Below are 24,863 nucleotides of genomic sequence, written 5' to 3' on the forward strand. Positions count from 1 at the left end.
AGCCCGCACATCGGCGGGCTGTTTCGCATCAATTTCAAATGTCAGAGCTTAAACTCGGAACTGGCTGACTTGCTGATCCAATCTCTGAGTTTGTTGTGACAGCATCGCAAGTGATTGCTGAGCCTGCGTGACGATATCAACAATCGAAGTACTGCTGTCTGCAATACCCTGAACGTTGGTATTCACTTCATCGCTCACTGTACTTTGTTGACTCGCTGCAGTTGCAATGTGCGTGTTCATCTCATTCATGCGTGAAATTGCATTGAGAATTTCAGCCAGAGATTCGCTTGCTCGCCCAGCAGATTGAATGGTCTCTTCACTGCTGTTTTGGCTACCACGCATCACTTCTACAGCTTGCCCTGCTCCAGACTGAAGCTTTTCAATCATAGCTTGGATTTCACCCGTACTTTGCTGCGTACGACTTGCAAGAGAGCGTACCTCGTCAGCAACCACAGCAAAACCACGACCTTGCTCACCCGCTCGCGCCGCTTCAATCGCCGCATTCAGTGCAAGTAAGTTAGTTTGTTCTGCAATGCCGCGAATTACATCTAATACAGAGGCAATATCGCTCACATCATTATCTAGCGTATTGATCACATGGCTTGCGCTTTCGATCTCTCCAGCCAAGTCACGAATCGAGCCGACCGTTTGCTCCAAAATCACATTGGTATTAGAAAGCTCATCATTCGCGGTTTGGCTTGCAACTGCTGCTTCATTTGCACTCTCGCTCACATTGCGGCTAGTCACTTGCATTTCATGCACTGCTGCAGCAACTGCTTCGCTATCGCGCTGTTGAGATACTGTCGAATCTGCAATCGTCGCGGTGAGCGAGCTTAAGTTTGCCATCTCTTGACGAAGCGTGTTTGAGCTATCAATCACCTGTGACACGGTCGCTTGAATTTTAGAAACAAACTCGTTAAATGCCTTCGCCAGCTGACCGATTTCATCTTGCGTGTTAATTTGGATTCGTTGGCTAAGATCACCATCACCCGAAGCGATTTGCGCCATTGCGTCTTTGATGTCGTTTAATGGTTTAAGTACTGTGCGTAGCAGCAGGAACACCATGCCAAGCGCCGCTAAGATCACAACGATGATACCCATTTCTAAAATCGATTCTGCTCGTGCAGTCGCCGCTGAAATGTCTGACTTCAACTCACCTTGCTTATCTTCGATAGCACTTTTCACGACATTGAGCTGGGCTCGAACATCAACAAATTGCTCCTCAAACGTGTTCTTGTGCTCGTTGTAGTAGCTTAGCCATTGAGATTGAGGCTTGCTCAACATCACTTCGTAACTTTGTAGCCACTTTTGACCTAAAGTCACCAGTTTTTGTACATCAGCACCGTGTGATGCAGGCATCACTCCCGCACGCGATAGCTCAATCACTTTTTCCATACGCGGTAACGCTTTGTAAGCATTGTCTTTGTACTCGTTAATGTGATGATCAATATCTGCTTGTGTTTCTGCTAAGGCAATACCTTGAACAGCAGAAGTCGCTTGGTAGAGATCGCGGTACGCATCTTCAATCGTGAACAGGTTTGGTACGATCTGTTCATTTAAGGTGTCGCTTAATTCAGATTGCTTGCTCGTTGTCATAACATTTAATACTGAGCTCACGGTGAACAATCCAATTATCAAAGATAGAGGAATCACTATCTTTTGTTTGATTGTAAAGTTTTGGAACATGAATAGATTCCCTTAATATATATGTACAATTCGTTCACTATCATATCAAAAAAATGGACTATTCAACTGATTAACTAGATCAACTTTAGCTAATATTTTTTGTCTTTTTGATAACGGTTTTGTTTTCAACAATTAATTGATTTATAGGAAATTTTCTTTAACCGAGGCAAATCACAAGAATGATAAAAAATAAATGATTCACGACGTAAAAAGTGTAACAAAATAGTACTTAAGTTGATTTCAACGTAGCCTGATTTTATTCATATTTTCCTTAGAATCACACCAAACAGTGAATGACGTTAGGCAGATGATCTATTTATGTTTAAAGCTTACAGCAACAAATAAATTGAAATAGATGGATATAAATAGGCTTTTCGAGAAGAATAAGGAAAGGAAGAAGAAAATACGAATTGATAAAACGAAAAAGCCCCAGCTGATCTGCTAGGGCTTCGAATGTGGCGGTGAGTGAGAGATTCGAACTCTCGATACGTAAAGCTACGCTTTCACCATCACCTAACGGCGATGTGCCGTATATAGGTCAATGACTTATCTGCACTGAGAAAACAAAACTAGCACGCTAGTGTATGTAGTTGTGTGGGCTCATTTTATCGCAAAAACATACATTGTGCTGACTTTTTTAATCCCAACTTCACTTAGACTCTCTACTCCATCCTAGTAAACGTCTGGATGGTACTGTCTTTCACATATGGAATTGTGGATACACATAGATGCATGCTGAAAAGGTTTGGAGCAATCCATAGTTTCCTTAATCACGAGGAACTATAGTTTATGCCTAGAAATCAATTTTCTATCACTAAACAAATCATTGAAGCCAATCTAAAAAAGTCACACAAATCAACAACCACTGAAATTATGGTGTTAGTTGCTCTCTCTAGCTATTTGAGCGATAAAAGGGGGATTAATGTGTTCACTTGCTATCCAAGTCAAAAAACTCTCGCTGACAATGCAGGTTGCTCAACAGTTGCAGTTAACCGCGCGTTGAAAAAGTTCGAAGAACTAGGGTTTATAAAGAGCAAGTATAGAACCACGCCACAAGGTGGCTCTACTTCAAAACTTTATACATGGCTTGGGATTCCAAGACCTAAGGAAGAGGAGGCAGAAAATTCTAGCCCTACAAATGGAGCTAGTGACACTGTAAGTTTGGAATCACAAACGGATGATGGTTCAGAAACCAATGATTCAGAAACTCTAGCTGGTTTAAATGCTGATGTAGTTCAACCACCGAGAGAGCAAGATCAAACAACCAGTGATTGGTGGCATGATTTTGTACAAGAAGAATTAGAAGTTGAAGAATCACCGTTCTAAGATTGCCTCTTCGGAGGCTTTCTTTCTCTGTGTTATCCCCCTTATAAACACATGTTCCCCCCCCTATAAACTGGCTTTCCTATCCCCATATACTCAGTTTAGACAAACATACTAAGGAACATACTATCTATCCTACTATTTATCATACTAAATACTTAAGCTAGACACTGAAAGAAAGGTGATAGATGGAAAATAGGTACCCTCTTTCCCCCTTTCAGTGAATCCTTACCCTCTCAGTGGATAGGCATAATAAACGGACAAATTCTCTATTCATACATGCATCCAAATCACTTTGCCACAAAGTAAAAACGTTTCTCAGTGTAAGCCTGCAATTCATGCATCACTTTTTCTAAATAAACTTGTACAGTCTCACAGACATTTTCGTTTCTTATAATATAAGGAGACTCATATATCAAAGAATCGTTACCCCTTTCATCAGCTTCAATCCTACAAATGCTGGGAGACGCACTGAAGTTCATATGACAAAAGATTTTTATGTAGCTTTGGGGCATCGATTTAGGCTCATTGCTAAACAACGCCGATAGAAACCCTGCGTTTTTCTTCAGCTCATCATACTCTGTATAACCTTGGATCTGAATAGTAGCATAAGGCTCTTTAGAACGATTCATTTGACTACAATGTTCACAGCTCAAGTCTTCAGCTTCTATCGTTTTGTATATAGGGATATACGCACTCACTAGCTCACTTCCACCTATAAACATTACATTACTGCCGCATTCAAAGCTTATCTTATGCCCATAGGGCGTCCTAATGGGTAATTCCGGTGCGTAAGGCTCATGAAACATAAACCAATCCAGATTGCTATCAATTAACTTTTTGCCTTCCACATTAACTCCAATACCCAAAAAAAATTAGTACCCAAACAACACCGAGGCACTTAGGTATCAAAGCCAATTCAAAAGCGCAATCTGGAACTAAAATTTCAGAAAAAACCTACGGAAACCATATCTAAAGCCTTGAGTTTGTTGTTATAAGAAAAACCAGATAAATAAATTTTACCTGTAGTTAACTTACCTACACTATGCCCCATCAGTGAACCTATCAGCTCCTCTTTCACTCCTGCATTAAAAAGCTCTGTAACCACGTAGTGACGTAGAGAGTGAAATGATACACCTTTGATATGTAATGACTTTAGAAGCTCTGAGAAGTACTTACTAGGCTTTCCTGCATAACCATTCTGCTTACTGTACGGAAGATTGAACAAGTGCTCGTTCTTTCCTTTACCTACTATCAATTCATTTAGTAAATTCAGTAAAGGGATAGTAACGGGCAAGACTCGCTTACTCGATGAATTCTTAAGTTTTTTATCATCATGATCATCATTTATGCTCAATGTTGGTTCATCTCCCAATTGAACATCACATACCCTCAACTGGGCTATTTCATTGAGCCTACAGCCTGTTAGAGCCGCTATACGAGGAAGGTAATACTTCCACTCATCTTTGCTCTTTTTATAGCTCTGCGTGGCTCTCAAAAGCTCTCCTAGCTCTTGCTTGGTTATAGCTCTCTTAGGTCTTACTGGTGTCTTTTCGACTGCTACTTTAAACCAATCTTGTTCTACTTTATGACCAACTCTCCCGAAACAACTAGACAGCAATCTAAGCTTCTTCTTCATAGTAGTAAGGCTACAAGTTTGGGTTTTCTTCCATTGCTCAATGTGTGACTGTCTGACACTGTCTAGCGTCGTTGATGGGCTTATAGAGCTAACAAAGCTATTCCAACAGTTTCTGTATTCTGTTTGGCTTTTGATACTAAGGTCTGTTAAGTGATTTGAGATATCAATGCTATAAAGAAGAGTTTTCTTTGACTGCGAGCCTTTGAAATCACTGTAGATTGACTTGATGTCTTCTAAAGTTGGTTGGGTAATTTGCTGTATGCGAATTGCTATTTCTGACGCGAGCTTAACCGCTTGGAGGTAGTCTCTTGTTTTTAGACTCAATGTAGGCTGGTGGTGCTTACCATTAACTCTAAGATTCCAGCGGAACGCAAAAACACCCGTCCTACTGGTAATAAGGTAAAGTGATTTTCTAGAAGATAGCCTTTGGTTAGATAACATGTGTTAGCTCCAGTGTGGGCTAGCGTTATCTCAATAAGCCTTTAATAAGAAAAAAGGCCTGATAAATCAGACCTTTAGAATGTGGCGGTGAGTGAGAGATTCGAACTCTCGATACGTTGCCGTATACACACTTTCCAGGCGTGCTCCTTCAGCCACTCGGACAACTCACCGAATCAAATTGTGGTTAGCATTCTTCGCTAACGAGGCGCTAATTTAATGATTATGAGCCTCATGGTCAAGGCTAAACCGTAAAAAAAGCCTTCTTTTACACTCGTTTGCTCACTAAGTAACTAAATTGAACAAAACAGTGTCAATCAAACGCCTTGATGATAACCCGGAACGCGAAACCAACGACGGCACATATCCAAAAAGTAGCCGTATAATACGCCCATTCCACAAGAAACCACAGCATTGCTCGCAACTGCCGTAACAATTTGATCATACGATGCACCAACGGCTAAAAGAATGCCGGCGTACACAGGTGATTGGAAAAGCACATACGATACAAGATCAGACACATTTTTCATGAAAGAAGAAGGTGAAAGTTTGTTACCTTGGCGCAAAACCCAATCACGGAACATGCCATAAGGCCAAGCAATCGCGATATTTACTGGTATAGACAACGTGCGTGATGCCAGAGACTGCTCAAACGTCATTCCTGAAATCAAAATCTCGATAATCATCCCTGTAATAAAGCAAAAAACAACCATAGCAAAAGTATCCGCGGCGGCATGACGAATACAAAATGGTCCACGAGACTTCATTTACAACCCCTAAAATCAAACACTGCAATTAATAAAGAACTAAATATGATTAACTGCCACACAACTTAATTACCAGTTAATGACACTATTAAATCACAACATTTGTAGATTATGTCTCCATATTTAAAATGAAGTTGTAAATTAATAACCAACTTTAGAAACAAAAGTAGTTTTTTTCACCGTTTTAGAGAAAAAACAGGATTTTAAGGGTAAAAAAGGCACAAAAATATGGAAATGGCTTACTTTTAAGAGGGTTGAAAATGAGTAGCTGGTATAGAATTGGAACAAAATTTGGTTTTATTACACCAATTGCAAACGCTTATGCTACCTAGATGTAAAAAATCAGAGTATAAATGACGGCACAAAGCGCTACTGATATGGTAAAAATACGCTGAAGTTCAGGAAGTGCCAAAAGAGCGGCGAAGAAAACAAATGGACTGCTTTTTTACCTGTATATTACGGCGTAGCAAGTAACATAGTTAATGTGTCTATATCTTCCTGATCGGGTGGAGATTGACGCAGTAGATCGCGTTTAATCCTAGTGATAACCTCCGACAATACCTCATCTGTATTAGGTTGAAGGCTATCCATTATAGCAAGTAGCGCATCAAGAGCGTCTCCGAGATTGCCATTATCTAGAGCGACATAAAAGCTAATCAGCAAAGAATCGGTTCCCAACACTTCTAATGCTTGTTGATTTTGCTTGGTTTGATATTGATACAGCAAATCGGCATGTCGATACAAGGCATCATCCAGTTCGGACTCCACTATTGGTTTAGCAATGATATGGTCAGCGCCTACGCCTAACATGCGCTCTTGGGTCTCTTTGAACACATCTGCAGTACAACCAAATATCAGTACCGACTTCGCAGCGCTGCTCATGGAGCGAATTGCTGAGATTGCCCCAACTCCATCAAGGACAGGCATATGGTTGTCCATCAATATTAAATCGAACGGCTCTACAGCTATTTTATTTACCGCTAGCTGTCCATTTTCAACACTTGAGCATTCAAAGCCCTTTGCTCTTAAGAAGGTTTCCATAATGATGGCGTTGGTTCGATTGTCCTCTACTATCAAGGCCTTCAAACCATTGCAATTGAGCTTGTGCCTATGTCCTGATTCCACTTTCCCCGGTTCGCAAGGAGAGATCTCCATTTCAACTGTGAATGTGGTGCCGATATTTTCTTGGCTTTGCACAGTCACATGACCGCCCATGTGCTCGGCGATCTCTTTAACAATTGCAAGGCCAAGGCCAGTCCCGCCGAAGCGCCTTGTGGTTGATGATTCTGCTTGCTCAAATGGGCGAAATATTCGTTTGTGCGCCTCTTTAGATATCCCTATTCCCGTGTCTTTTATCGCGATAACCAACACAGTTTTGTCATAGTGAGTTTGCTCACTCAGCGTCACTTCAACAATGCCTCTGTCAGTAAACTTCACGGCGTTATTGAGTAAATTAAACAACACTTGACGAAGGCGCGCTTTGTCGTTGTCATACCAGCGCCCAACTGGGACTAACGACGTCACCTTAAACTGCAATCCTTTCTCTGCACACAAGGTATGATAAACGCTTTTTATACTGCCGATGATCGATTCTATGGGAAATGGCGAGTTCGAAAACTCTACATGTCCCTGCTCTATCTTGGAGTAATCAAGAATCTCGTTCAGGAGCGTCATCATGTGATCACCAGAATCGTATAATGTACTGAGATGTTTTCTTTGTTCGTCCGTTAACGGCGTTTTGAGCAGGATTTGAGCGGTGCCGAGTACCCCATTCATCGGCGTACGGATTTCATGCGACAAAGTGGCAAGAAAAGCAGTTTTGGCATTTGTCGATGCTTGAGCTTTTACTCTCTCTTGTTCGAGGTAAATGGTCTTCTCGTTGAATTTGGTAATGAGATGACCGATTTCGTCCTCACTTCCGTAATCGATATCAATGATCCCGCCCGTTTTGGAATCATCAATTTTTGTAGCGATTCGTACGATGGGTTCGACAATGTATCGGTTAAGTAAATAGTACCCAACGAGAACGCATAGCAATAAGAATGGGATGATGCCGCCTTCAACACTCATGACTTGCTCGAACACTTGATCCGCCACTTTCGCCTTAGCATTGACAACTTCTAGCTTCCAATGAAATTCACCAAAATCGAGTTTACTAATGTACATTTGTTTGGTGATTTGAAAGTTGTGTTCGATGATGACATTCGAGTTAGCATCTCGAATGACCACACCCAAAGAGTATTGGTTGGTGTGCTCACGAATGAACTGGAATAAGGCCTCCAAAGAAAGGTCGACCGTCGCAACGCCTGCAAACTCTCCATTTTTATAATACGGCGCAGAGGCGGTAATCATTTGAACTTGAGTGAAAGTATCAATATACACCGCAGACCAACTCACCGTGCCTGACGGTCGTTCAGCGGCTGCGCGATACCACGGCTCATTGTCATAACCGCCAGATTCTGGATTGTTGTATGAATGAATCTGATCGATGTTCCCCTCACTGTTCTTGTTAAAGAACAAACTGGTAAACCGCCATCGTTCTTCTTTGAGTTCTGGTTTGGGCCACAATCCACCGCTGACAATGATCTCATCGCTTAATCTTAAAATCTGAGGGATGGTCGATTTAAGGGAATCGCTTTGGTTTGAGCTTTGCGCAAGCCCAACTAAGCTATTCAACACGCCCGTGGATGTGATGAGCGGCTCTTTTATCTGGGAAGCAAGCAGTTGGGTACGTAAGTCGAGATTTCTTTCTAGTTTGTCACGGACAGGTGGCTCAACCACCAAGTACACCACCGACCCTATCGTAGCGATAAAAAAACACAGATACAGTGTGAGAGCGAGAATGCTTTTTTTTCTAAGTGACGAACGAATTTCCATATCTGTAGACGAATCATTCCCTAATATCGATTTATCACTGATTGATTGGTAAGATGAGCGCAACCAATCAGCCCATTAACAAATGGTATTCTATTTTGAAACTACAAGACATGCTTTCTCTTCCAGAACTTGATGGAAAACTACTAAACCTAGCGAAAACTCAAGGCTTTGTAACCGCGATGGCATCAGCGCCAAACGTGTTGAACCCTCAAGAGTGGCTGCCATTCTTATGGGGCGGCGAAGAGACAGCACCTTTCTCAGATGGTGAACAACTAGAACTGTACATTGATGAAATTGTACAAATGTGGAACCAAACTCGACCAGCTTTGCTAGAAGGTTCTTGGCAATGGCCTGAAGGTTGTACTCTCGATGAGCAAGACATTGTCTCAGCAAGTACTCGTGATTTCTGTGAAGGTGTACTTCAAGGTTGGCAACTGACACGTGATGATTGGGAAACGTTAATGCCAGAAGACAGCGAAGACAGTGCCCTATTGGGTGGAGTGCTGCTCTCTCTTACCATGTTGTACGATCCAGAAACCACCATTGCAACGCTTGCAGAGCAAGGCATGGAAGGCTTAGAGCAATTTGAAGAGATCTTCAATGCTATACCTGTGATGCTATGTGGTCTTACTCAACGCGGTGTTGCGTTGGCTGAAGAGCAATAAAATAACGTAATCGTTGATCATTGAAATTGAACATCTGATATGAAAAAGCTCTCCGAATGGAGAGCTTTTTCATTACGTCAAAATCACATGTGGAATGTAGCGCGCCATATCTTGTGTCACTAGGCTACTATCTTCACGAATCGAAATACCCGCCGCTCTATCATTGACGAGCCAACTACCGATTAACGTATGGTTCTGCCCAAACTTAGGCAACGGATGATATTTCTGAACGATATTGAACTTCGATTCATAAGGCCCCGGCGTTTTCACCAAGCGCTTTCCATCTTTGACGATCTCAATATTCGCCCCCTCCCGTGAGAATAACGGTTTGATGACATAATCGTTCAAACAACTCGCTTTTGGGTCATTAGCAAAATAGGCAGGCAAAAGATTGGGATGATTTGGAAAGCGTTCCCACAACAATGGCAAAAGTGCTTTATTGGATAAAATCGATTTCCACATGGGTTCTAGCCAGTTGACATTTGCAGTCGCTAAGTATTTCGCGTATTCCTCTTCAAACATGAATTCCCAAGGATAAAGTTTGAACATCCAACGAATGGCTCGTTCGTCCACATCCACAAATTTTCCGTCTTCCGTTACACCAATATCTTCGACGTGCACAAAAGCTGTCGCTAGCCCCGCCTCGCGCGCGCAGTCTTCTAAATACTGTACCGTCGCTTTATCTTCTTCTGTGTACTTGCAACAGCTAAAGTGGAGAGTCTGTCCCGGTTGATATTTGGCTATCTCCGCAAAACGCTCAATCAGAAAGTCTTGAAGAATATTGAATTGATCCGCAGCTTGATGAATTCGACCTTTGTTAACTACATCTTCCAGCCACACCCATTGCCAAAAACCCGTTTCAAACAAACTTGTCGGTGTATCGGCATTGTTTTCGAGTAGCTTTGCTGGTGATGTTCCGTTATACGCAAAATCCAAACGAGAATAGAGTGAAGGCTCTTTTCGTTGCCACGAAGACGCGACCTGTTCCCACATCAACTCAGGAATCGCACATTTCGTCAGTAGTTGCTCACAGCGAACCACCTCATCCACAATAGACAAGCACATCTGATGCAGTTCTTCAGTGGGAGATTCTAGGTCGTGCTCGATTTGCTCCAGCGTAAATTGGTAGTAAGCACTCTCATCCCAATACGGTTGCCCATACATAGAATGAAAACCAAAACCAAACTGGCGTGCTAATTCACGCCAGTTTTCTCGTTCTTGTATCTCTCGTCGAAACATAATCAACCGCCACGACTGACCGAAACCGCTTTCCCGAATCCACCTCGAGACATGGCTCTTCCAATGGTTCCGCCCCCAAGTTTGTTTAAGTTACTGGTCGCGACTTTGGTCGACTGGTTACGATAGGAGCCAAAAAACTGGCCTGCACCGTTATAAAATTTGGACTTATAGCGGTACATCGGTTCCGAATAATAACTCTTGTTGTAACCTTTCAAATCATTAACTGAACGACTATAGAAAAAGCCGCCAAAATGAGGGACATAAGCACGAGAGCTTGAGCTGTAGTAACAATCGTCTTCGTAAAAGTCGTTTTCACATTCGAATTCATTGTTATAACGAGGAGCATTTCGTTCAGCACGAGCCAATGCCTCTTGGTAAGCAATATCACACTGCTCACTAAACTCTGGCGAGTTGGATTTACATTCATCGGCGTCAGAAAAAATGTAGCCTTCAGTCTTTGATTCTTGGGTCGCAAGGAAGAAAATTCCGCCAAATGCCGCGAACGGTATGATTTTTCCAAGCTTTAAGCTTTTATCCATGGATGAACGTTTAACGTTGGAACTGCGCTTCATCGTTCCTCCTAGTACGTCATACAAGCAGCATTCAACATGCCGACCGATATAGAAACCGCCGCAAGTACAATACCTGCAGGCAGCTCATCTTTTTCGATGCGCTCAGTAACTCTTGGCAGCAAAATGAAACGCACGATGGCAAATGCGATGATTTGCGCAAGCATGGCAACAACGCCCCAAACCATAAAGTCGACAATGTTGACTGAGTTTTTTGCCGCACCCGAAATCGCAATACAATAACCCAGAAAAGCGCCACTCAACGCCACTGCGGCTGCGGTATTTTGCTTTTCCTTGATCAGATGCCATTCATCATAAGGCGTAAGCTTGACGTAGATGAACTTAAACGCCAAAACAAAAATAATGGATACTGAGAAGTAGAGTAAAAAGTTTGGAAAACCTGCTAACAGGCCGGCAATCATGTGCATTATTGTTCCTTGTTCATTTCTTTCCATGCAAAATCATCAATACGTTCATCTGCAATGTAAAACAGCTTGGTACCCGGTGGCACTTCCGCATCTAAATCTGGGTTGAGTTGGATACCGTTGCCGATATCAAACGCAATCAATGTCGCGTGGTGACGCTTTTTGATAAAGCCAAAGATGCTCTCAATGGTGGTGATAGGTTGATTCTCAGGATAAATGACTGAGTACTGTGTCATCCCACGGGTGGATGCCAGTAATTCTTGGTGCAAGGCACTAGAGCCAGGGTCTACTGCCGCTTTCGCCAACATTTCTGCTCCAACGGCAGGAATGCACTCTGCTTTAGGGCAATGCTGACTGAGCAATCGACCTAAGGCGTCGTCTTTAAAATAAGCCAGCAAGTGTGCGTCAGGATTCACAGAGGCACAATAAAGCGCAGCGGAGAGCGTAATGTCATCCGAAAGATTATCAACAATGATACAACTCGCATCAGTAATGTTGGCGTTCTTCATTTCCTGAGCGTCGGTATAACTGGTCACTTTGATAAAATGAATCTCACCCGGCAATGGGTTTTCAATATCAGAGCGACTACACAACACGATAGGGCGCTTGCCTTCTTCTTCGTGTTGCAACATACGAATCAAGTGCATTGTTCTCGCCCCGTTCCACCCAAGCAATACGATATGATTTTCCACTCTCACTCTCCGTTTACCCAAAATACCCGCTCGCCAATAATCGATTGCAGAACCAGCGACACGCCCCAGTAATGCAGCAAACAAACTCAAGCCACCGGGAATAACAAACAACACAACAACCCACTTCCCTAAGTCTGTGACCGGAGAGTGATCTCCATAGCCCACCGTACTAGCGGTGACCATGAGGTAATAAATGAAGTTGGAGAAGTTGTCCGTTAGCGCTTTTTCACCCGCAAGAGCCAAAAGCCCCCACGATAAACTGATGTACAAAATACTAATAACAAGAAGGTTTCGGTTGCTTAATTTAAATAGGTGCGAACTAAGCCACTTTTTAACTACTAGCCACACAGCCATAAATATCCGGTCCCTGCATTTACAAAATCAATCAATATTAAACCATTGATAATCAAAAACAAAAAAACCAGCCATATTCGGCTGGTTTTTTGGGATTTATCTTAATAAATAGAAGTGATTACGCGTTACCTTTCACTTGCATATTTAGCTGCTCGGCAAAGTCTAGCATGCGGTTCAGTGGAATAAGAGACTTCACTCGTAGCGCTTCATCTACGAAGATTTCGTGCTCTTCTCCACCTTCACTAAGCGCTTTTTCAATCGCTTTCAAACCGTTCATTGCCATCCAAGGACAGTGTGCACAGCTGCGACAAGTCGCGCCAGCACCAGCAGTAGGCGCTTCGATCAGTTCTTTTTCTGGCACCAGTTGTTGCATCTTAAAGAAGATGCCTTTATCCGTTGCCACGATCATTTGTTGGTGAGGGAGTTCTTTCGCCGCCTTGATAAGCTGACTTGTAGAGCCGACAGCATCAGCCAATTCCACCACACTTGCTGGTGACTCTGGATGAACAAGAATCGCAGCATCTGGGTAAACACTCTTCATCTTGCGAAGTGCATCAGCAGAAAATTCATCATGCACTACACACTCACCTTGCCAAAGCAGCATATCTGCGCCCGTTTTATTGGCAATGTATGAACCCAAATGACGGTCTGGTCCCCAAATAATTGGCTTATCTTCAGCGTCTAAATGTTCCACGATTTCAAGCGCGATGCTTGATGTGACCACCCAGTCAGCACGAGCTTTCACTGCCGCAGAAGTGTTTGCGTAGACAACAACCGTATGATCTGGGTGTGCATCACAGAATTCACTGAATTTATCCGCCGGACAACCTAGATCAAGTGAACATTCCGCTTCCAGCGTTGGCATTAGAATTCGTTTTTCTGGTGTCAGAATTTTAGCCGACTCACCCATAAAACGTACGCCTGCAATAATCAGTGTGCTTGCTGGGTGGCGGTTACCAAACTTAGCCATTTCTAGTGAATCACCAACAAAACCACCTGTTTCTTCCGCTAGTGCTTGAATTTCAGGATCGGTGTAGTAATGCGCGATCAGTACTGCATCTTTTTGTTTTAGCAGCTCTTTGATGCTCGCGATATAAGACGATTTTTCTTCTTCGCTTAACGGAATTGGTTTTGGTGGGAATGGGTAAACAGTGTCGATTTTATCTAATATGTGGCTCATTGCTCTTGCTCTACGCAACTTCCTTTAATCCGCGTATTGTAACCTCGATAATTTTCAAAAACCAACCTGTAACTAGAATTTCTAGCGGTCTAGACGTATATATTTGTTGCATGTGGCATTTTATTATACATGGCAATTTTGTAAGAAATTAAAAAAGCAGAAGGCATCTAAAAAGAAAAAGGAAGCCGAAGCTTCCTTTTTAGAATGGTGTTTATTTCAGCTTTGAGCCAGCCAGTTTAGCCGACGCACTACCTGGGTATTCATCGACAACTTGTTGGTAGTATTTTTTCGCTTGAGCGGCATTGTTATTACGCTCTGCGATTTCGCCTAACTTAAGCAAGGCGTCAGCTCGTTTGTTAGAGTCTTTATAAGACACTACCGCAGCAAAGCTTTTAACCGCGTCTTTATCCTGTTTCTTAGCGAAGTACAATTGGCCTAACCAATAGTGTGAATTCGCTGAGTATGTGGAATCAGGATAGTCTTTCTGGAACTGCTGGAACGCAGCAATTGCACCGGTGTAGTCACGCTTTTTAAGGATTAAGTCAACCGCATTTTGGTATGCCGTTTGCTCATCAACATTTGGCGTGTATTTACCACTAGTTTCTGTTGGTTTGGTTTCTTTTACCGGTGCCGACTTCATCTCACCGCGAATACGGTCAAGCTCAACAAACAACTCACGTTGACGCTGCAACATTTGCTGCATTTCGTAGCTATTGCGCTCTAATTGACCACGCAAATCACTGATCTCTTGTGACATTTGGTCAATCTGCTCTTGCATTTGGAGCTGAACACGGTTGCGATTTTGTAGTAGACGCTCTAATCGCTCGACTTCCGTTTCAGATGAACGGCTCTTAGAGACTGAGGATGTGCTGTTGAGATCGGATACTGGAGCTGGTGCAGCGAACGCGAAGTTCGCTGCACTTGCCAGTAACGTAAGCGCAACAGCGCGCTTAGTGTTACTGAACATGAGGATTTCCTCGAATTAGTATACTAGAACCGCGCGACGGTTTTTAGCGTACACTTCATCTGATTGACCTAGAAGAAGTGGCTTCTCTTCACCGTAGCTAACGATTGAGATTTGATCTGCTTGTACACCTAGCGCTTGTAGGTAGTTAGCAACTGCTTGAGCACGACGCTCGCCTAGAGCGATGTTGTACTCAGGAGTACCGCGCTCATCTGCGTGGCCTTCAATCGTTACTTTTAGAGCAGGGTTCTTGCTTAGGTAAGAAGCGTGAGCTGCTAGCATCTCTTCGTAATCACCTGCAATTGTAGAGTTGTCAAACGCGAAGTAAATTGTTTGAGTTTCGCGAAGTGCTTGCTCTTTTAGCTCTTGTTCAGTTAGCTGACCGCTTTGATCGATCGGCGTCGCTACTGTTGTTTCTGCTGCAGCATTGTTGTTAGTTGCTGCACCAGTGTTAGAAGCTGCGTCGTCGCTTGAACTACACGCAGTCATAGCCATTACAGGAAGCGCGATTAGTAGCCCTTTTAGAACCTTGTTCAGTTGCATCTTATTTTCCTTTATTAATCAAACTTATTACTACAAAAACGGTGACCACGCAGGCGCTCTCACACGCCCATTTGTTGCCGGTAATCTAGCTTTAAATCGACCATCAATTGACACCATCGATAGTACGTTTTTCTTGTTGTAAATCGAGCTATACACAACCATGCCACCGTTAGGGGCAATACTCGGAGACTCATCTAATAGAGTCTTAGTTAAGACTTGAAGAGCACCAGTTTCCAAATCTTGTTTCGCCAAATTAAAACCTGAATCACTGCGATTCACCATTACTAGGAATCGGCCATCAGGTGTGATTTGACCACCCAAGTTTTGGCTACCTTGCCAAGTCAAGCGATCGATAGAACCGCTGCCCAAATTTACTTGATAAATCTGTGGTTTACCACCCCTATCCGATGTGAAAATCAGCGATTTGCCATCAGGGTGCCAGAACGGTTCAGTATTATTTGATCTGCTACGCGTAATTTGGGTGAGTTTGCGAGTTTTCAGATCAAAAGTGTACACCTGTAGAGTGCCTGTCTTAGACAGTACAAGCGCTAACTTGTTACCATCAGGAGAGAATCTTGGCGCACCATTATGGCGAGGGTATGACGTAATTTTTTCACGTTCACCGGTATAGATGTTCATGATGAAAATTTCTGCTTGGCCATTTTGGAAGCTTACATACGCAAGTTTCTGCCCATCTGGAGACCATGCAGGAGACATCAGAGGCTGCTTAGAACGCAATACTAATCGCTCATTGTAACCATCGTAATCAGCGACACGAAGCTGGTACGGGAAACGGTCTTTGTCGTTTACAACCACGTAGGCAATACGAGTCATAAATGCGCCACGTTCACCTGTCAGTTGTTCATAGACAAGGTCAGAAATACGGTGAGCGTACTCACGCATACGAGGGCCTTTTACCGTAGCCACTTTGTTAAACAAAACATGGTCTTTAGATAAAACAAGCTCGCCGTCACTCCCTAGAGCTTTGCTCTGCCCACCAGTTAACTGACCGCGTACTACATCAACAAGCTGGTAATTTACAACGTAATCGCCTTGCTCATTTTGCTTGATAGAGCCAGTTAACAACGCATCTACACCAAGGCTTGTCCACGAATCAAAGTTAACTTCTGATTCATTGAATGGCGTTTGTGGCATTTTATTCGTTGGTACTGGGCTGAACTTACCACTGCGCTGTAGATCAGACGCAATGACAGCAGAAATGTCGGTAGGAAGTGGTTGACTGCCCTCCCATTTAAAAGGAACAACAGCAATTGGTCGTGCCGAATCAATACCATCAGTAATGACCAGCTCCAATGCAGCGTGTGCTACATTCGTTAGACTGCCTAGCAGTACAAACATTCCTAGTAAAAGACGTTTAATCACGGCTTATCCCTTATTGTTGTAGTGCGACCGTAAGGTTAATATCCTTCAGCCTTTGGTTAACTGTTGAATCGGTTGACATCGGGAAACTTGGTACTTGTGCAATTGCACTCTTTGCAGCAGCACATACTCTAGAGTCACCAGAAAGCACGTTAACTGACGAAACAATCATGTCAGTTCCCGTAGGAATCAGCTTAATGTTAACTCTACACTCCTTTCCCAATAGGTAGTCATCCTTTAGCAATCGGCTTTGAATGAGCTGAATATAGATTGAACTGTAGCGGGAAACCTCATCAGCCACAAATTTCCCCTGAGCCTGTTGGTTTGCACTCGCTTCACTTTCTAGGCCAGCAAAAATATCATCAAGTGCGGCTTCTTGCTCTTTACGCTCACGTTCAAGGCGCTCTTTTTCTTTACGTGCTTTTTCCGCAGCTTCTTTTGCCGCTTTTTCTTTCGCAATGCGTTCTTGCTCAGCTTTTTGAGCCGCCTCGCGTTCACGTTTTGCCTTTTCTTCCGCTTCTTTTGCCGCCTTCTCGTGAGCTACTCGCTCTTGTTCCGCTTTGGCAATCGCCGCTTCTTTGGCTAAACGTTCCTGCTCTGCTTTACGTACAGCTTCTTCTTTCGCTTTACGCTCTTTCTCAAGTTTAGCTGCACGCTCTTTTTCTTGGCGAACTCGTTCTTCTTCTGCTTTGCGTTCCTGCTCTTTTTGCATGCGAGCCGCTTCAGCTTCTCTGGCCGCTTTTGCATCTTTCGCTTGCTGTTCTTTCAACTTACGAATTTGCTCTTCTTCAGCCTTACGGTTTTTCTCAAGCTGCTCCGCCTCACGTCTTAATTTATCAAGACGATCTTGCTCTTTTTTGGCCGCTTTTTCACGCTGCTGACGAATTTCTTTCGCTTGTTGTTGCACCAGTTTAGGGTCTATCACGACAGCCTGAACCATCTGTCCAGTTGGCTCAGGTTTGGTCATCGCAAAATCAGTACCCCAGAGCAATGCTGCTACCAAGAGAGCATGCAGACCTACCGATATGACTATCGGTTTAGTGTACTCTTTCGATTGTTTCTTTTTGTCTTTCATGAATATTGACGTTTATTCCCTAATATCGGTCAGGAGCCCTACTTTAGGGATTCCAGCACGACTCAATTCATCAAGTAAAAGGACAACATCAGCGTATGGCGTCGCTGCATCGCCGCCTACTGCGACTGGTGAATCAGGTTTGATGGAACGCTCAGCTTTAACTCGAACAATGACATCTTGCAGTGAAAGACCACGTTGCACTTCTTCATCGTTCACGCTTAGGCCTAAATTGCCGTCACGATCGATTTCAATGATGATAAAACTGCTATCGGTATCCCCTGCAAGTTCTTGAGCAGGAGTTGCATTTGATGTCTTTGGTAGATCGACATCTACGCCTTGAGTTACAAACGGAGCGGTCGCCATAAAAATAATTAACAGCACAAGCATTACGTCAATATAAGGAACGACGTTAATCTCTGCCGTCATTTTTCGCTTTTTAGGTTGATAACCCGCCATGCTTTATTCCTTATCCGCGCTGTCTCGGCCAGCCATCGCTTGACGATGAAGGATGCTGTGGAATTCTTCTGAGAATGTCGCGTAAGTATGTTCCAGCTTACTTACTTTGTTGCTTAGTCGGTTATAAGCCATTACCGCAGGAATTGCTGCGAATAGACCCATAGCAGTCGCAATCAACGCTTCTGCGATACCTGGGGCAACCATAGAAAGCGTTGCTTGTTTCACTTCACCCAGTGCAATAAACGCATGCATGATGCCCCAAACAGTACCAAACAAACCAATGTATGGGCTGATTGAACCGACAGTTGCTAAGAAAGGTAGGCTTGTTTCAAGCTCATCAACTTCACGCGCAACAGCAACACGCATCGCGCGACCTGTGCCTTCCATAATGTAAGCTGGTGAGTTCGCATTGCTCTTACGTAAACGAGCAAATTCTGTGAAACCTGCGTAGAAGATTTCTTCTGTACCTGCGATCTCGTCTTTGCGCCCTTTCACTTTTTGGTAGAGTTGGGAAAGGTCTGTACCTGACCAGAATTTGTCTTCAAATTGCTCAGCATTTTTTGATGCTTGGGAAAGCACTTTGCTGCGCTTGATGATCATTGCCCATGACGCGATTGACATGCCTAGCAATGTCAGCATCACAAGTTTTACCAACAGACTGGCCTGAAGAAAGAGATCTAAAATGGAAATATCAGCAGTCACTATTTGTTAGCTCCGAATTGATAAATGTTGGAATAGCTATTGGTTTCATTTTCTTATTATCGATACATGCTACCTTAACAAAGGCCTTGCACAATATCTTGCCTTGATCATTGACCAACTCTTGACAGAATTGCAAAGACGCACGTTTTATTTCTGACACTCGGGTTAATACTGTCAACTGTTCGTCCAGTCTCGCCCCTTGTTTAAAATCGATATCCATGTGTCGGACAACAAAGCCAATATTTTGTTCCAGTAACACATGTTGAGAAATGCCTTTTGCACGCAACATCTCGGTACGCGCGCGCTCAAAGAATTTTAAATAGTTTGAATGATATACAACGCCGCCCGCATCGGTGTCTTCATAGTACACGGTGATCGGCCAGCGGAAGGGATTTGATGTGCCTTGCAAGGGAGTACCAATATATTCAATTCTTTAAAGTGGTTACTATAACTGAAGCAACAGCAATTGGTACTGAACGGAAGGAATATTTTTGATTTTTGTAGAAAAAATAAAAGCCAGACAAACTGCCCGGCTTTTACTCGATGATTTAATAACCAACTTTATTGCAATGTAATTCAATTTACATGAAATAAAGCGCAGTTAGATAAATTAAGATAGCTAACGAGAAGTAAGGGCTAAACAACAATTGCCAGTACCAATTTCTCGGTTTGAAGCCTACGCCGAACACCATACTTGAGCACAATGCCCAAATCAGTGCCGGGGCGATCACTGCGTTAAAGCCACCAATCGCTTGATGGTACGCTTCTGGATCCCACATCACCAATCCTACGTGCATAAAGCCAAGGATGAGGGATAAGACTCTTAACAGAGTCTTATCCATTGGTTCGTGAAACTTCGCTACCTTGTCAGCGAGATTACTCACTGTCTTTGTCCATCATTTCTGAGTGCTCTAACCAAAGAGCGTTGATGATACCGAATGCACAAGCAAGTAGTACACCTAGAATCCATGCGAAATACCACATAGTAATTGCTCCTTAGTATAGTGAGTTTTTGTTGTCTTCAATGTACTGATCATCAAGGCGACCAAACATCTTGTAGTAAGTCCAAGACGTGTAACCAAGGATGATTGGAACCATAACAAACGCTACGCCTGTCATCAGGTTCAGAGTCAACTCAGATGATGTTGCATCCCACATTGTTAGACTGTGGCTTGGCATTAGATCTGAAGGCATGATGAATGGGAACATCGCAAAACCTGCAGTAAAGATAACGCCAGCAACACCTAGGCTTGAAGTGATGAACGAAATCGCACACTTTTCAAGACGAGATGACAATACAGCAAGCAGCGGCATTGCAACACCTAGTACAGGAGCAGCCCATAGTAGTGGGTAGTTTTCAAAGTTCTTCATCCACGCACCAGCTTCACGGATTACCTCTTTGTTTAGAGGGTTAGAAGCTGCGTTGGTGTCGATGCCACCAACAATCACGTAACCGTCAATGTTTTGAACCCAGAAACCTGCAGCAACAAACGCAACCACTGTTAGTAGACCCGTGATTTGAGCAACGTTGCGAGCACGTGTGTGAACTTCACCCGTTGTTTTCATTTGTAGCCAAGTAGAACCTTGCATCAAAATCATGAACAAGCTAACCAGACCACAAAGCAGAGCAAATGGGTTTAGCAGACCAAAGAATGAGCCATGGTATGTTGGCATCAAAAACTCGCTCAATTGGAATGGAACACCTTGTAGAAGGTTACCAAACGCCACACCAAAGATGATTGGCGGAACAAAACCACTGATTGAGATACAGATATCCCAAGTATTACGCCATTTTGGCTCTTCGATCTTAGAGCGGTAATCTAGGCCCAGAGGACGAAGCCAAAGTGCAGCTAGCGTCAGGATCATTGCTAAGTAGAAGCCTGAGAATGACGTTGCGTAAACCAAAGGCCAAGCGGCGAACAATGCACCACCAGCAGTGATAAGCCAAACTTGGTTACCATCCCAGTGAGGGGCAATTGAGTTAATCATGACACGACGTTGTGTGTCGTTTTTACCGATAATAGGTACAAGCGCGCCTACACCCATATCGAAACCGTCTGTTACTGCAAAACCAACTAGTAGAACACCGATTAGTACCCACCAGATGAGTCGCAAGATTTCGTAATCAAACATCTTGTTATCTCCTTACCTTACGCTTCTACTTGGCGGCTAACTTTGTCTTCAACAGAGTCAGCGTTTTGCTCAAAGTGGTAGCGGCCCGTTTTCAGACTGCTTGGACCTTTACGAGCGAATTTCAACATTAGGTAAACTTCTGCAATCAGGAATACCGTGTATAGAGCCAAGATTGCGAATAGTGACGTCCAGATTTCACCTGCAGTTAATGCTGAAGCCGCAACGTGCACAGGAAGAATTTCACCAACAGCCCATGGTTGACGACCGTACTCAGCGACGAACCAACCCGCTTCAATCGCAATCCACGGAAGTGGAATACTCAATAGTGCAGCTTTAAGAATCCATTGTTTTTGTTCGATTTTTTGACGACATGTTTGGATAAATGCCGCACCGAATACGAACAACATGATGAAGCCACAAGCAACCATGATACGGAATGACCAGAATAGTGGCCATACTGTTGGGATTGAATCATCCGCAGCAGCTTGAATTTGCTCTTCTGTCGCATCCACAACATTGTCTGTGTAGCGTTTTAGAAGTAGACCGTAACCTAGGTCACCTTTCACTTCATCAAACGCAGTCATGTTTTCTTCTGACTTGTCACCAGCACGAAGCTTCTCAAGAAGTTCGTAAGCGTACATACCGCCACGAATACGCTCAACGTGCTCATCACGAAGGTCACGAAGACCTGTCACTTGCTCATCAAAAGAACGTGTCGCGATGATACCCATTACGTAAGGGATCTTGATTGCGTAATCGGTGTGCATGGTTTCTTGGTTAGGAACACCAAACAACGTAAACGCTGCTGGAGCTGGTTCTGTGTGCCATTCTGCTTCAATTGCAGCAAGCTTCACTTTTTGAACTTCACCAAGCTCGTAACCAGATTCGTCACCAAGAACGATGGTTGATAGGATCGCAGCAATACCGAAAGATGCAGCGATAGCAAATGAACGACGAGCAAACGCAATATCACGACCTTTTAATAGGTAGTATGAACTGATGCCTAGAATAAACATTGCGCCACAAGTGTAACCAGAAGCAACCGTATGCACGAACTTAACCTGAGCAACTGGGTTTAGTACAACTTCAGAGAAGCTTACCATTTCCATACGCATGGTTTCGAAGTTGAAGTCCGCGCCTACTGGGTTTTGCATCCAGCCGTTTGCGATAAGAATCCAAAGAGCAGAGAAGTTAGAGCCCAGCGCCACAAGCCAAGTAACAGCTAAGTGTTGGCGTTTAGATAGACGATCCCACCCGAAGAAGAATAGACCAACAAAAGTTGACTCCAGGAAGAAAGCGACAAGTGCTTCGATCGCCAGTGGCGCACCAAAGATGTCACCTACATAGTGGGAGTAGTACGACCAGTTAGTACCAAACTGGAATTCCATGGTAAGGCCGGTAGCCACACCAAGTGCAAAGTTAATACCGAACAGCTTACCCCAGAACTTGGTCATGTCCTTGTAGATTTGCTTGTTCGTCATTACGTACATCGATTCCATAATGGCCAAAAGGAAGGCCATACCAAGGGTCAATGGTACGAATAGGAAGTGATACATCGCTGTTAGTGCAAACTGCAACCGCGATAGATCAACTACGTCAATCATGGTAACTCCTATGTGTCGGCTGAATGACACTCTCTACATATTGCAATCCATATCCAGGTGTTATTCACACTTGAAAATTGTTGAATTATCACAACTCTTTGTTGCAAAAATGTGCTTCATTGGTTAGTTAATTGTTAAGCATCAGCTAATATAGCTGGGGCTAATATTACTTGTAAAAACAGATTGTTTCAAAAGGTTTATAGCCGGAATGCGCTTTGATATACATCAATGTTTATGCGCTGAATTTGCACAAAAATCCATCACATTGATCCAGATCAACCCGTATTAGAAGCGTATGTTAAGAGAGAGTAATCAGGAGAGAAATTAACCAGTTGCATGCAAACATCGAGTTAACAATCGGTGCTTTTTTCTTACCTAATTAGTGTTAGAAGAAATTCAATAAATGAGAGGTTGGTCACTTATGGTGAAAGGCTGAGCATTTTTGCTCAGCCTTAGAATCTTATTTTTCAATTCCGAAATGAAGATATGCACGATCTGTGGCGATTCTTCCTCGGGGAGTGCGTTGTAAATAGCCTTGCTGAATCAAATATGGTTCTAGCACATCTTCAATGGTGTCTTTTTCTTCACCAATAGCGGCAGCCATATTGTCGAGTCCAACTGGACCACCACCAAATTTCTCCATGATAGCGAGAAGAAGCTTGCGGTCCATGTAATCGAAGCCCTGAGCATCGACATCCAACATATTAAGCGCTTTGTCAGCAACATCGGCACAAATATGTCCGTTACCCTTCACTTCTGCATAGTCACGGACACGGCGCAATAGACGGTTCGCAATACGAGGCGTACCACGAGCTCGTCGAGCAACTTCTAACGCGCCTTCTGGCTCCATCGACAACCCTAGGCAATCTGCACTGCGTTGAACAATGTTCTGTAGATCGTGCACTTTGTAGTACTCAAGACGCTGAGTAATACCAAAACGGTCACGCAGCGGAGAAGTCAAAGACCCCGCACGCGTCGTTGCACCAATCAATGTGAATGGTGGCAAATCAATTTTGATAGAACGTGCGGCAGGGCCTTCACCAATCATGATGTCCAATTGGTAATCTTCCATTGCCGGATACAGCACCTCTTCGACCATAGGGCTAAGACGATGGATCTCATCAATGAAAAGCACGTCGTTTTCCTCAAGGTTGGTCAACAACGCGGCCAAATCGCCTGCTTTTTCGAGAACAGGTCCAGAAGTAGTACGGATGTTCACTTCCATCTCGTTAGCAACAATGTTTGCCAACGTCGTTTTACCCAAACCTGGAGGGCCAAAAATAAGTAGGTGGTCTAACGCCTCACTACGCAATTGTGCCGCTTTGATGAAAATCTCCATCTGATCACGGACATGATCCTGACCTTGGTAATCCGCCAACTTTTTAGGGCGAATAGCACGGTCAATAACATCTTCATCACGAAACGCTGGATTTTCAGGAGCGATTAAACGATCGGCTTCAATCATACTGTTACCTTGAACTTTCCGTTACACCATTGATTTTAGTGCTTCACGGATCAGCTGCTCGCTGCTCATGTCCGGTTTAGCAATTTGAGAAACGACTTTCGACGCTTGAGTTGGCTTGTAGCCTAGAGCAAGAAGTGCGCTGACCGCCTCTTCTTCTGCACTATTTGACGAAGCGGAAGCCGAGTCAGTAGGAGCGGCATCAGTAAACGGCGTGAATAAGTCACCAGCCCCCCAACCTTTTAAGCGGTCTTTCATTTCAACGACCAAACGCTCGGCGGTTTTCTTACCAACACCTGGTAACTTCACAAGCGTAGAAACATCTTCACGCTCTACACAAGACACGAACTGGCTCGCTGTCATGCCTGAAAGAATACCTAAGCCAAGTTTAGGGCCAACGCCGTTTGCTTTGATCACTTCACGGAATAGCGCACGCTCTTTTACTGTATTAAAACCGTAAAGCAATTGCGCGTCTTCACGCACAACAAAATGAGTATAAATAATCGCTTCTTCGCCAATATTTGGCAGTTCGTAGAAACAGCTCATTGGCATCTGAACTTCATAGCCAATGCCGTTAACTTCAATTAAAACTTCAGGTGGTTGCTTTTCAAGCAAAATGCCGCGAAGACGTCCAATCACTATAAATACTCTTTGGAAATGAATTTGCGACAGGATAATAAAGAACTGGAT

The 24,863-nt window shown here is 43.6% G+C and carries 25 protein-coding genes and 1 tRNA gene; 2 read left to right on the forward strand and 24 right to left on the reverse strand.

Features of this window, described 5'->3' with window-relative positions:
- Window positions 1-48: 48 nt before the first annotated feature.
- Window positions 49-1,686, reverse strand: coding sequence for a methyl-accepting chemotaxis protein (locus ACF8EG_RS10045; RefSeq protein WP_029803422.1), 1,638 nt, complete (start codon window positions 1,684-1,686; stop codon window positions 49-51).
- A 789-nt stretch (window positions 1,687-2,475) separates the two neighbouring features.
- On the opposite strand from ACF8EG_RS10045, the gene ACF8EG_RS10050 reads away from it, so the two are divergent.
- Window positions 2,476-3,012 carry a helix-turn-helix domain-containing protein gene (locus ACF8EG_RS10050; protein ID WP_069505371.1) on the forward strand — a complete coding sequence of 179 codons (537 nt, stop codon included), beginning with the start codon at window positions 2,476-2,478 and terminating at the stop codon, window positions 3,010-3,012.
- A gap of 287 nt (window positions 3,013-3,299) precedes the next feature.
- Here ACF8EG_RS10050 and ACF8EG_RS10055 read toward each other — a convergent pair whose 3' ends face one another.
- The 5 genes from ACF8EG_RS10055 to ACF8EG_RS10075 all read right to left on the reverse strand — a co-directional run bounded on the left by ACF8EG_RS10055 (window position 3,300) and on the right by ACF8EG_RS10075 (window position 8,730).
- The gene (locus tag ACF8EG_RS10055; protein ID WP_069505369.1) at window positions 3,300-3,860 is read right to left on the reverse strand and encodes a hypothetical protein; all 561 of its coding nucleotides are present in this window, start codon (window positions 3,858-3,860) and stop codon (window positions 3,300-3,302) included.
- 95 nt (window positions 3,861-3,955) lie between these two features.
- Window positions 3,956-5,089, reverse strand: a complete 1,134-nt coding sequence (locus ACF8EG_RS10060) for a site-specific integrase (RefSeq protein ID WP_069505366.1) — start codon at window positions 5,087-5,089, stop codon at window positions 3,956-3,958.
- Between the two features lie 82 nt (window positions 5,090-5,171).
- Window positions 5,172-5,259: transfer RNA gene (locus ACF8EG_RS10065), tRNA-Ser, on the reverse strand.
- Between the two features lie 144 nt (window positions 5,260-5,403).
- A complete protein-coding gene (locus ACF8EG_RS10070; RefSeq protein WP_005459815.1) occupies window positions 5,404-5,853 on the reverse strand; it encodes an L-alanine exporter AlaE in 450 nt (149 codons plus the stop codon).
- 456 nt (window positions 5,854-6,309) lie between these two features.
- Window positions 6,310-8,730 carry a hybrid sensor histidine kinase/response regulator gene (locus tag ACF8EG_RS10075; protein WP_069505364.1) on the reverse strand — a complete coding sequence of 807 codons (2,421 nt, stop codon included), beginning with the start codon at window positions 8,728-8,730 and terminating at the stop codon, window positions 6,310-6,312.
- A 53-nt stretch (window positions 8,731-8,783) separates the two neighbouring features.
- On the opposite strand from ACF8EG_RS10075, the gene ACF8EG_RS10080 reads away from it, so the two are divergent.
- Window positions 8,784-9,395 carry a YecA family protein gene (locus ACF8EG_RS10080; protein ID WP_005459839.1) on the forward strand — a complete coding sequence of 204 codons (612 nt, stop codon included), beginning with the start codon at window positions 8,784-8,786 and terminating at the stop codon, window positions 9,393-9,395.
- Between the two features lie 72 nt (window positions 9,396-9,467).
- Here the strand turns inward: ACF8EG_RS10080 and ACF8EG_RS10085 are convergent, their stop codons facing one another.
- The 18 genes from ACF8EG_RS10085 to ruvA form a co-directional block, all read right to left on the reverse strand.
- On the reverse strand, window positions 9,468-10,634 hold the full coding sequence (locus ACF8EG_RS10085; protein ID WP_017448283.1) for a glutathionylspermidine synthase family protein: 1,167 nt from the start codon (window positions 10,632-10,634) through the stop codon (window positions 9,468-9,470).
- Between the two features lie 2 nt (window positions 10,635-10,636).
- Window positions 10,637-11,206 (reverse strand): DUF1190 domain-containing protein, encoded by a 570-nt coding sequence (locus ACF8EG_RS10090; protein ID WP_068865476.1) that lies wholly within the window; start codon window positions 11,204-11,206, stop codon window positions 10,637-10,639.
- An 8-nt stretch (window positions 11,207-11,214) separates the two neighbouring features.
- A complete protein-coding gene (locus ACF8EG_RS10095) occupies window positions 11,215-11,631 on the reverse strand; it encodes a DUF350 domain-containing protein (protein ID WP_005459831.1) in 417 nt (138 codons plus the stop codon).
- Complete coding sequence (locus ACF8EG_RS10100; RefSeq protein WP_005495816.1) at window positions 11,631-12,674, reverse strand: potassium channel protein; 1,044 nt, start codon at window positions 12,672-12,674, stop codon at window positions 11,631-11,633. Before ACF8EG_RS10100 ends, ACF8EG_RS10095 begins: the two co-directional genes overlap by 1 nt.
- Before the next feature lie 118 nt (window positions 12,675-12,792).
- Window positions 12,793-13,854 carry a quinolinate synthase NadA gene (gene nadA / locus ACF8EG_RS10105; protein ID WP_005459805.1) on the reverse strand — a complete coding sequence of 354 codons (1,062 nt, stop codon included), beginning with the start codon at window positions 13,852-13,854 and terminating at the stop codon, window positions 12,793-12,795.
- Window positions 13,855-14,065: 211 nt separating this feature from the next.
- Window positions 14,066-14,821, reverse strand: coding sequence for a tol-pal system protein YbgF (ybgF, locus tag ACF8EG_RS10110; RefSeq protein WP_020904002.1), 756 nt, complete (start codon window positions 14,819-14,821; stop codon window positions 14,066-14,068).
- Window positions 14,822-14,836: 15 nt separating this feature from the next.
- Window positions 14,837-15,361: a peptidoglycan-associated lipoprotein Pal gene (pal, locus tag ACF8EG_RS10115; protein ID WP_005459802.1), complete on the reverse strand. Its 525-nt coding sequence runs from the start codon at window positions 15,359-15,361 to the stop codon at window positions 14,837-14,839.
- 30 nt (window positions 15,362-15,391) lie between these two features.
- Window positions 15,392-16,744, reverse strand: a complete 1,353-nt coding sequence (gene tolB, locus ACF8EG_RS10120; protein ID WP_005459807.1) for a Tol-Pal system beta propeller repeat protein TolB — start codon at window positions 16,742-16,744, stop codon at window positions 15,392-15,394.
- 10 nt (window positions 16,745-16,754) lie between these two features.
- Window positions 16,755-17,816 carry a cell envelope integrity protein TolA gene (tolA, locus tag ACF8EG_RS10125; protein ID WP_069505362.1) on the reverse strand — a complete coding sequence of 354 codons (1,062 nt, stop codon included), beginning with the start codon at window positions 17,814-17,816 and terminating at the stop codon, window positions 16,755-16,757.
- A 12-nt stretch (window positions 17,817-17,828) separates the two neighbouring features.
- Window positions 17,829-18,272 carry an ExbD/TolR family protein gene (locus ACF8EG_RS10130; protein WP_005485411.1) on the reverse strand — a complete coding sequence of 148 codons (444 nt, stop codon included), beginning with the start codon at window positions 18,270-18,272 and terminating at the stop codon, window positions 17,829-17,831.
- A 3-nt stretch (window positions 18,273-18,275) separates the two neighbouring features.
- Entirely contained in the window at window positions 18,276-18,974 is a 699-nt protein-coding gene (gene tolQ, locus ACF8EG_RS10135; protein WP_005485405.1) for a protein TolQ, read from the reverse strand.
- The gene (gene ybgC, locus ACF8EG_RS10140; protein ID WP_005483618.1) at window positions 18,964-19,383 is read right to left on the reverse strand and encodes a tol-pal system-associated acyl-CoA thioesterase; all 420 of its coding nucleotides are present in this window, start codon (window positions 19,381-19,383) and stop codon (window positions 18,964-18,966) included. Before ybgC ends, tolQ begins: the two co-directional genes overlap by 11 nt.
- A 172-nt stretch (window positions 19,384-19,555) precedes the next feature.
- Window positions 19,556-19,858, reverse strand: coding sequence for a cyd operon protein YbgE (ybgE, locus tag ACF8EG_RS10145; protein WP_005495828.1), 303 nt, complete (start codon window positions 19,856-19,858; stop codon window positions 19,556-19,558).
- Window positions 19,851-19,958, reverse strand: coding sequence for a cytochrome bd-I oxidase subunit CydX (gene cydX, locus ACF8EG_RS10150; RefSeq protein WP_000270284.1), 108 nt, complete (start codon window positions 19,956-19,958; stop codon window positions 19,851-19,853). The genes ybgE and cydX overlap by 8 nt, the downstream gene beginning before the upstream one ends.
- 12 nt (window positions 19,959-19,970) lie before the next feature.
- Entirely contained in the window at window positions 19,971-21,107 is a 1,137-nt protein-coding gene (gene cydB, locus ACF8EG_RS10155) for a cytochrome d ubiquinol oxidase subunit II (RefSeq protein WP_005483614.1), read from the reverse strand.
- 17 nt (window positions 21,108-21,124) lie between these two features.
- Window positions 21,125-22,711: a cytochrome ubiquinol oxidase subunit I gene (gene cydA / locus ACF8EG_RS10160; protein ID WP_005457265.1), complete on the reverse strand. Its 1,587-nt coding sequence runs from the start codon at window positions 22,709-22,711 to the stop codon at window positions 21,125-21,127.
- A 460-nt stretch (window positions 22,712-23,171) separates the two neighbouring features.
- On the reverse strand, window positions 23,172-24,176 hold the full coding sequence (gene ruvB / locus ACF8EG_RS10165; protein ID WP_005495833.1) for a Holliday junction branch migration DNA helicase RuvB: 1,005 nt from the start codon (window positions 24,174-24,176) through the stop codon (window positions 23,172-23,174).
- A gap of 21 nt (window positions 24,177-24,197) precedes the next feature.
- Window positions 24,198-24,812, reverse strand: a complete 615-nt coding sequence (gene ruvA / locus ACF8EG_RS10170; protein WP_005495842.1) for a Holliday junction branch migration protein RuvA — start codon at window positions 24,810-24,812, stop codon at window positions 24,198-24,200.
- Window positions 24,813-24,863: the final 51 nt, after the last annotated feature.

Source organism: Vibrio sp. YQ_11, from assembly GCF_043103065.1.
Taxonomy (GTDB): Bacteria; Pseudomonadota; Gammaproteobacteria; order Enterobacterales; family Vibrionaceae; genus Vibrio; species Vibrio parahaemolyticus.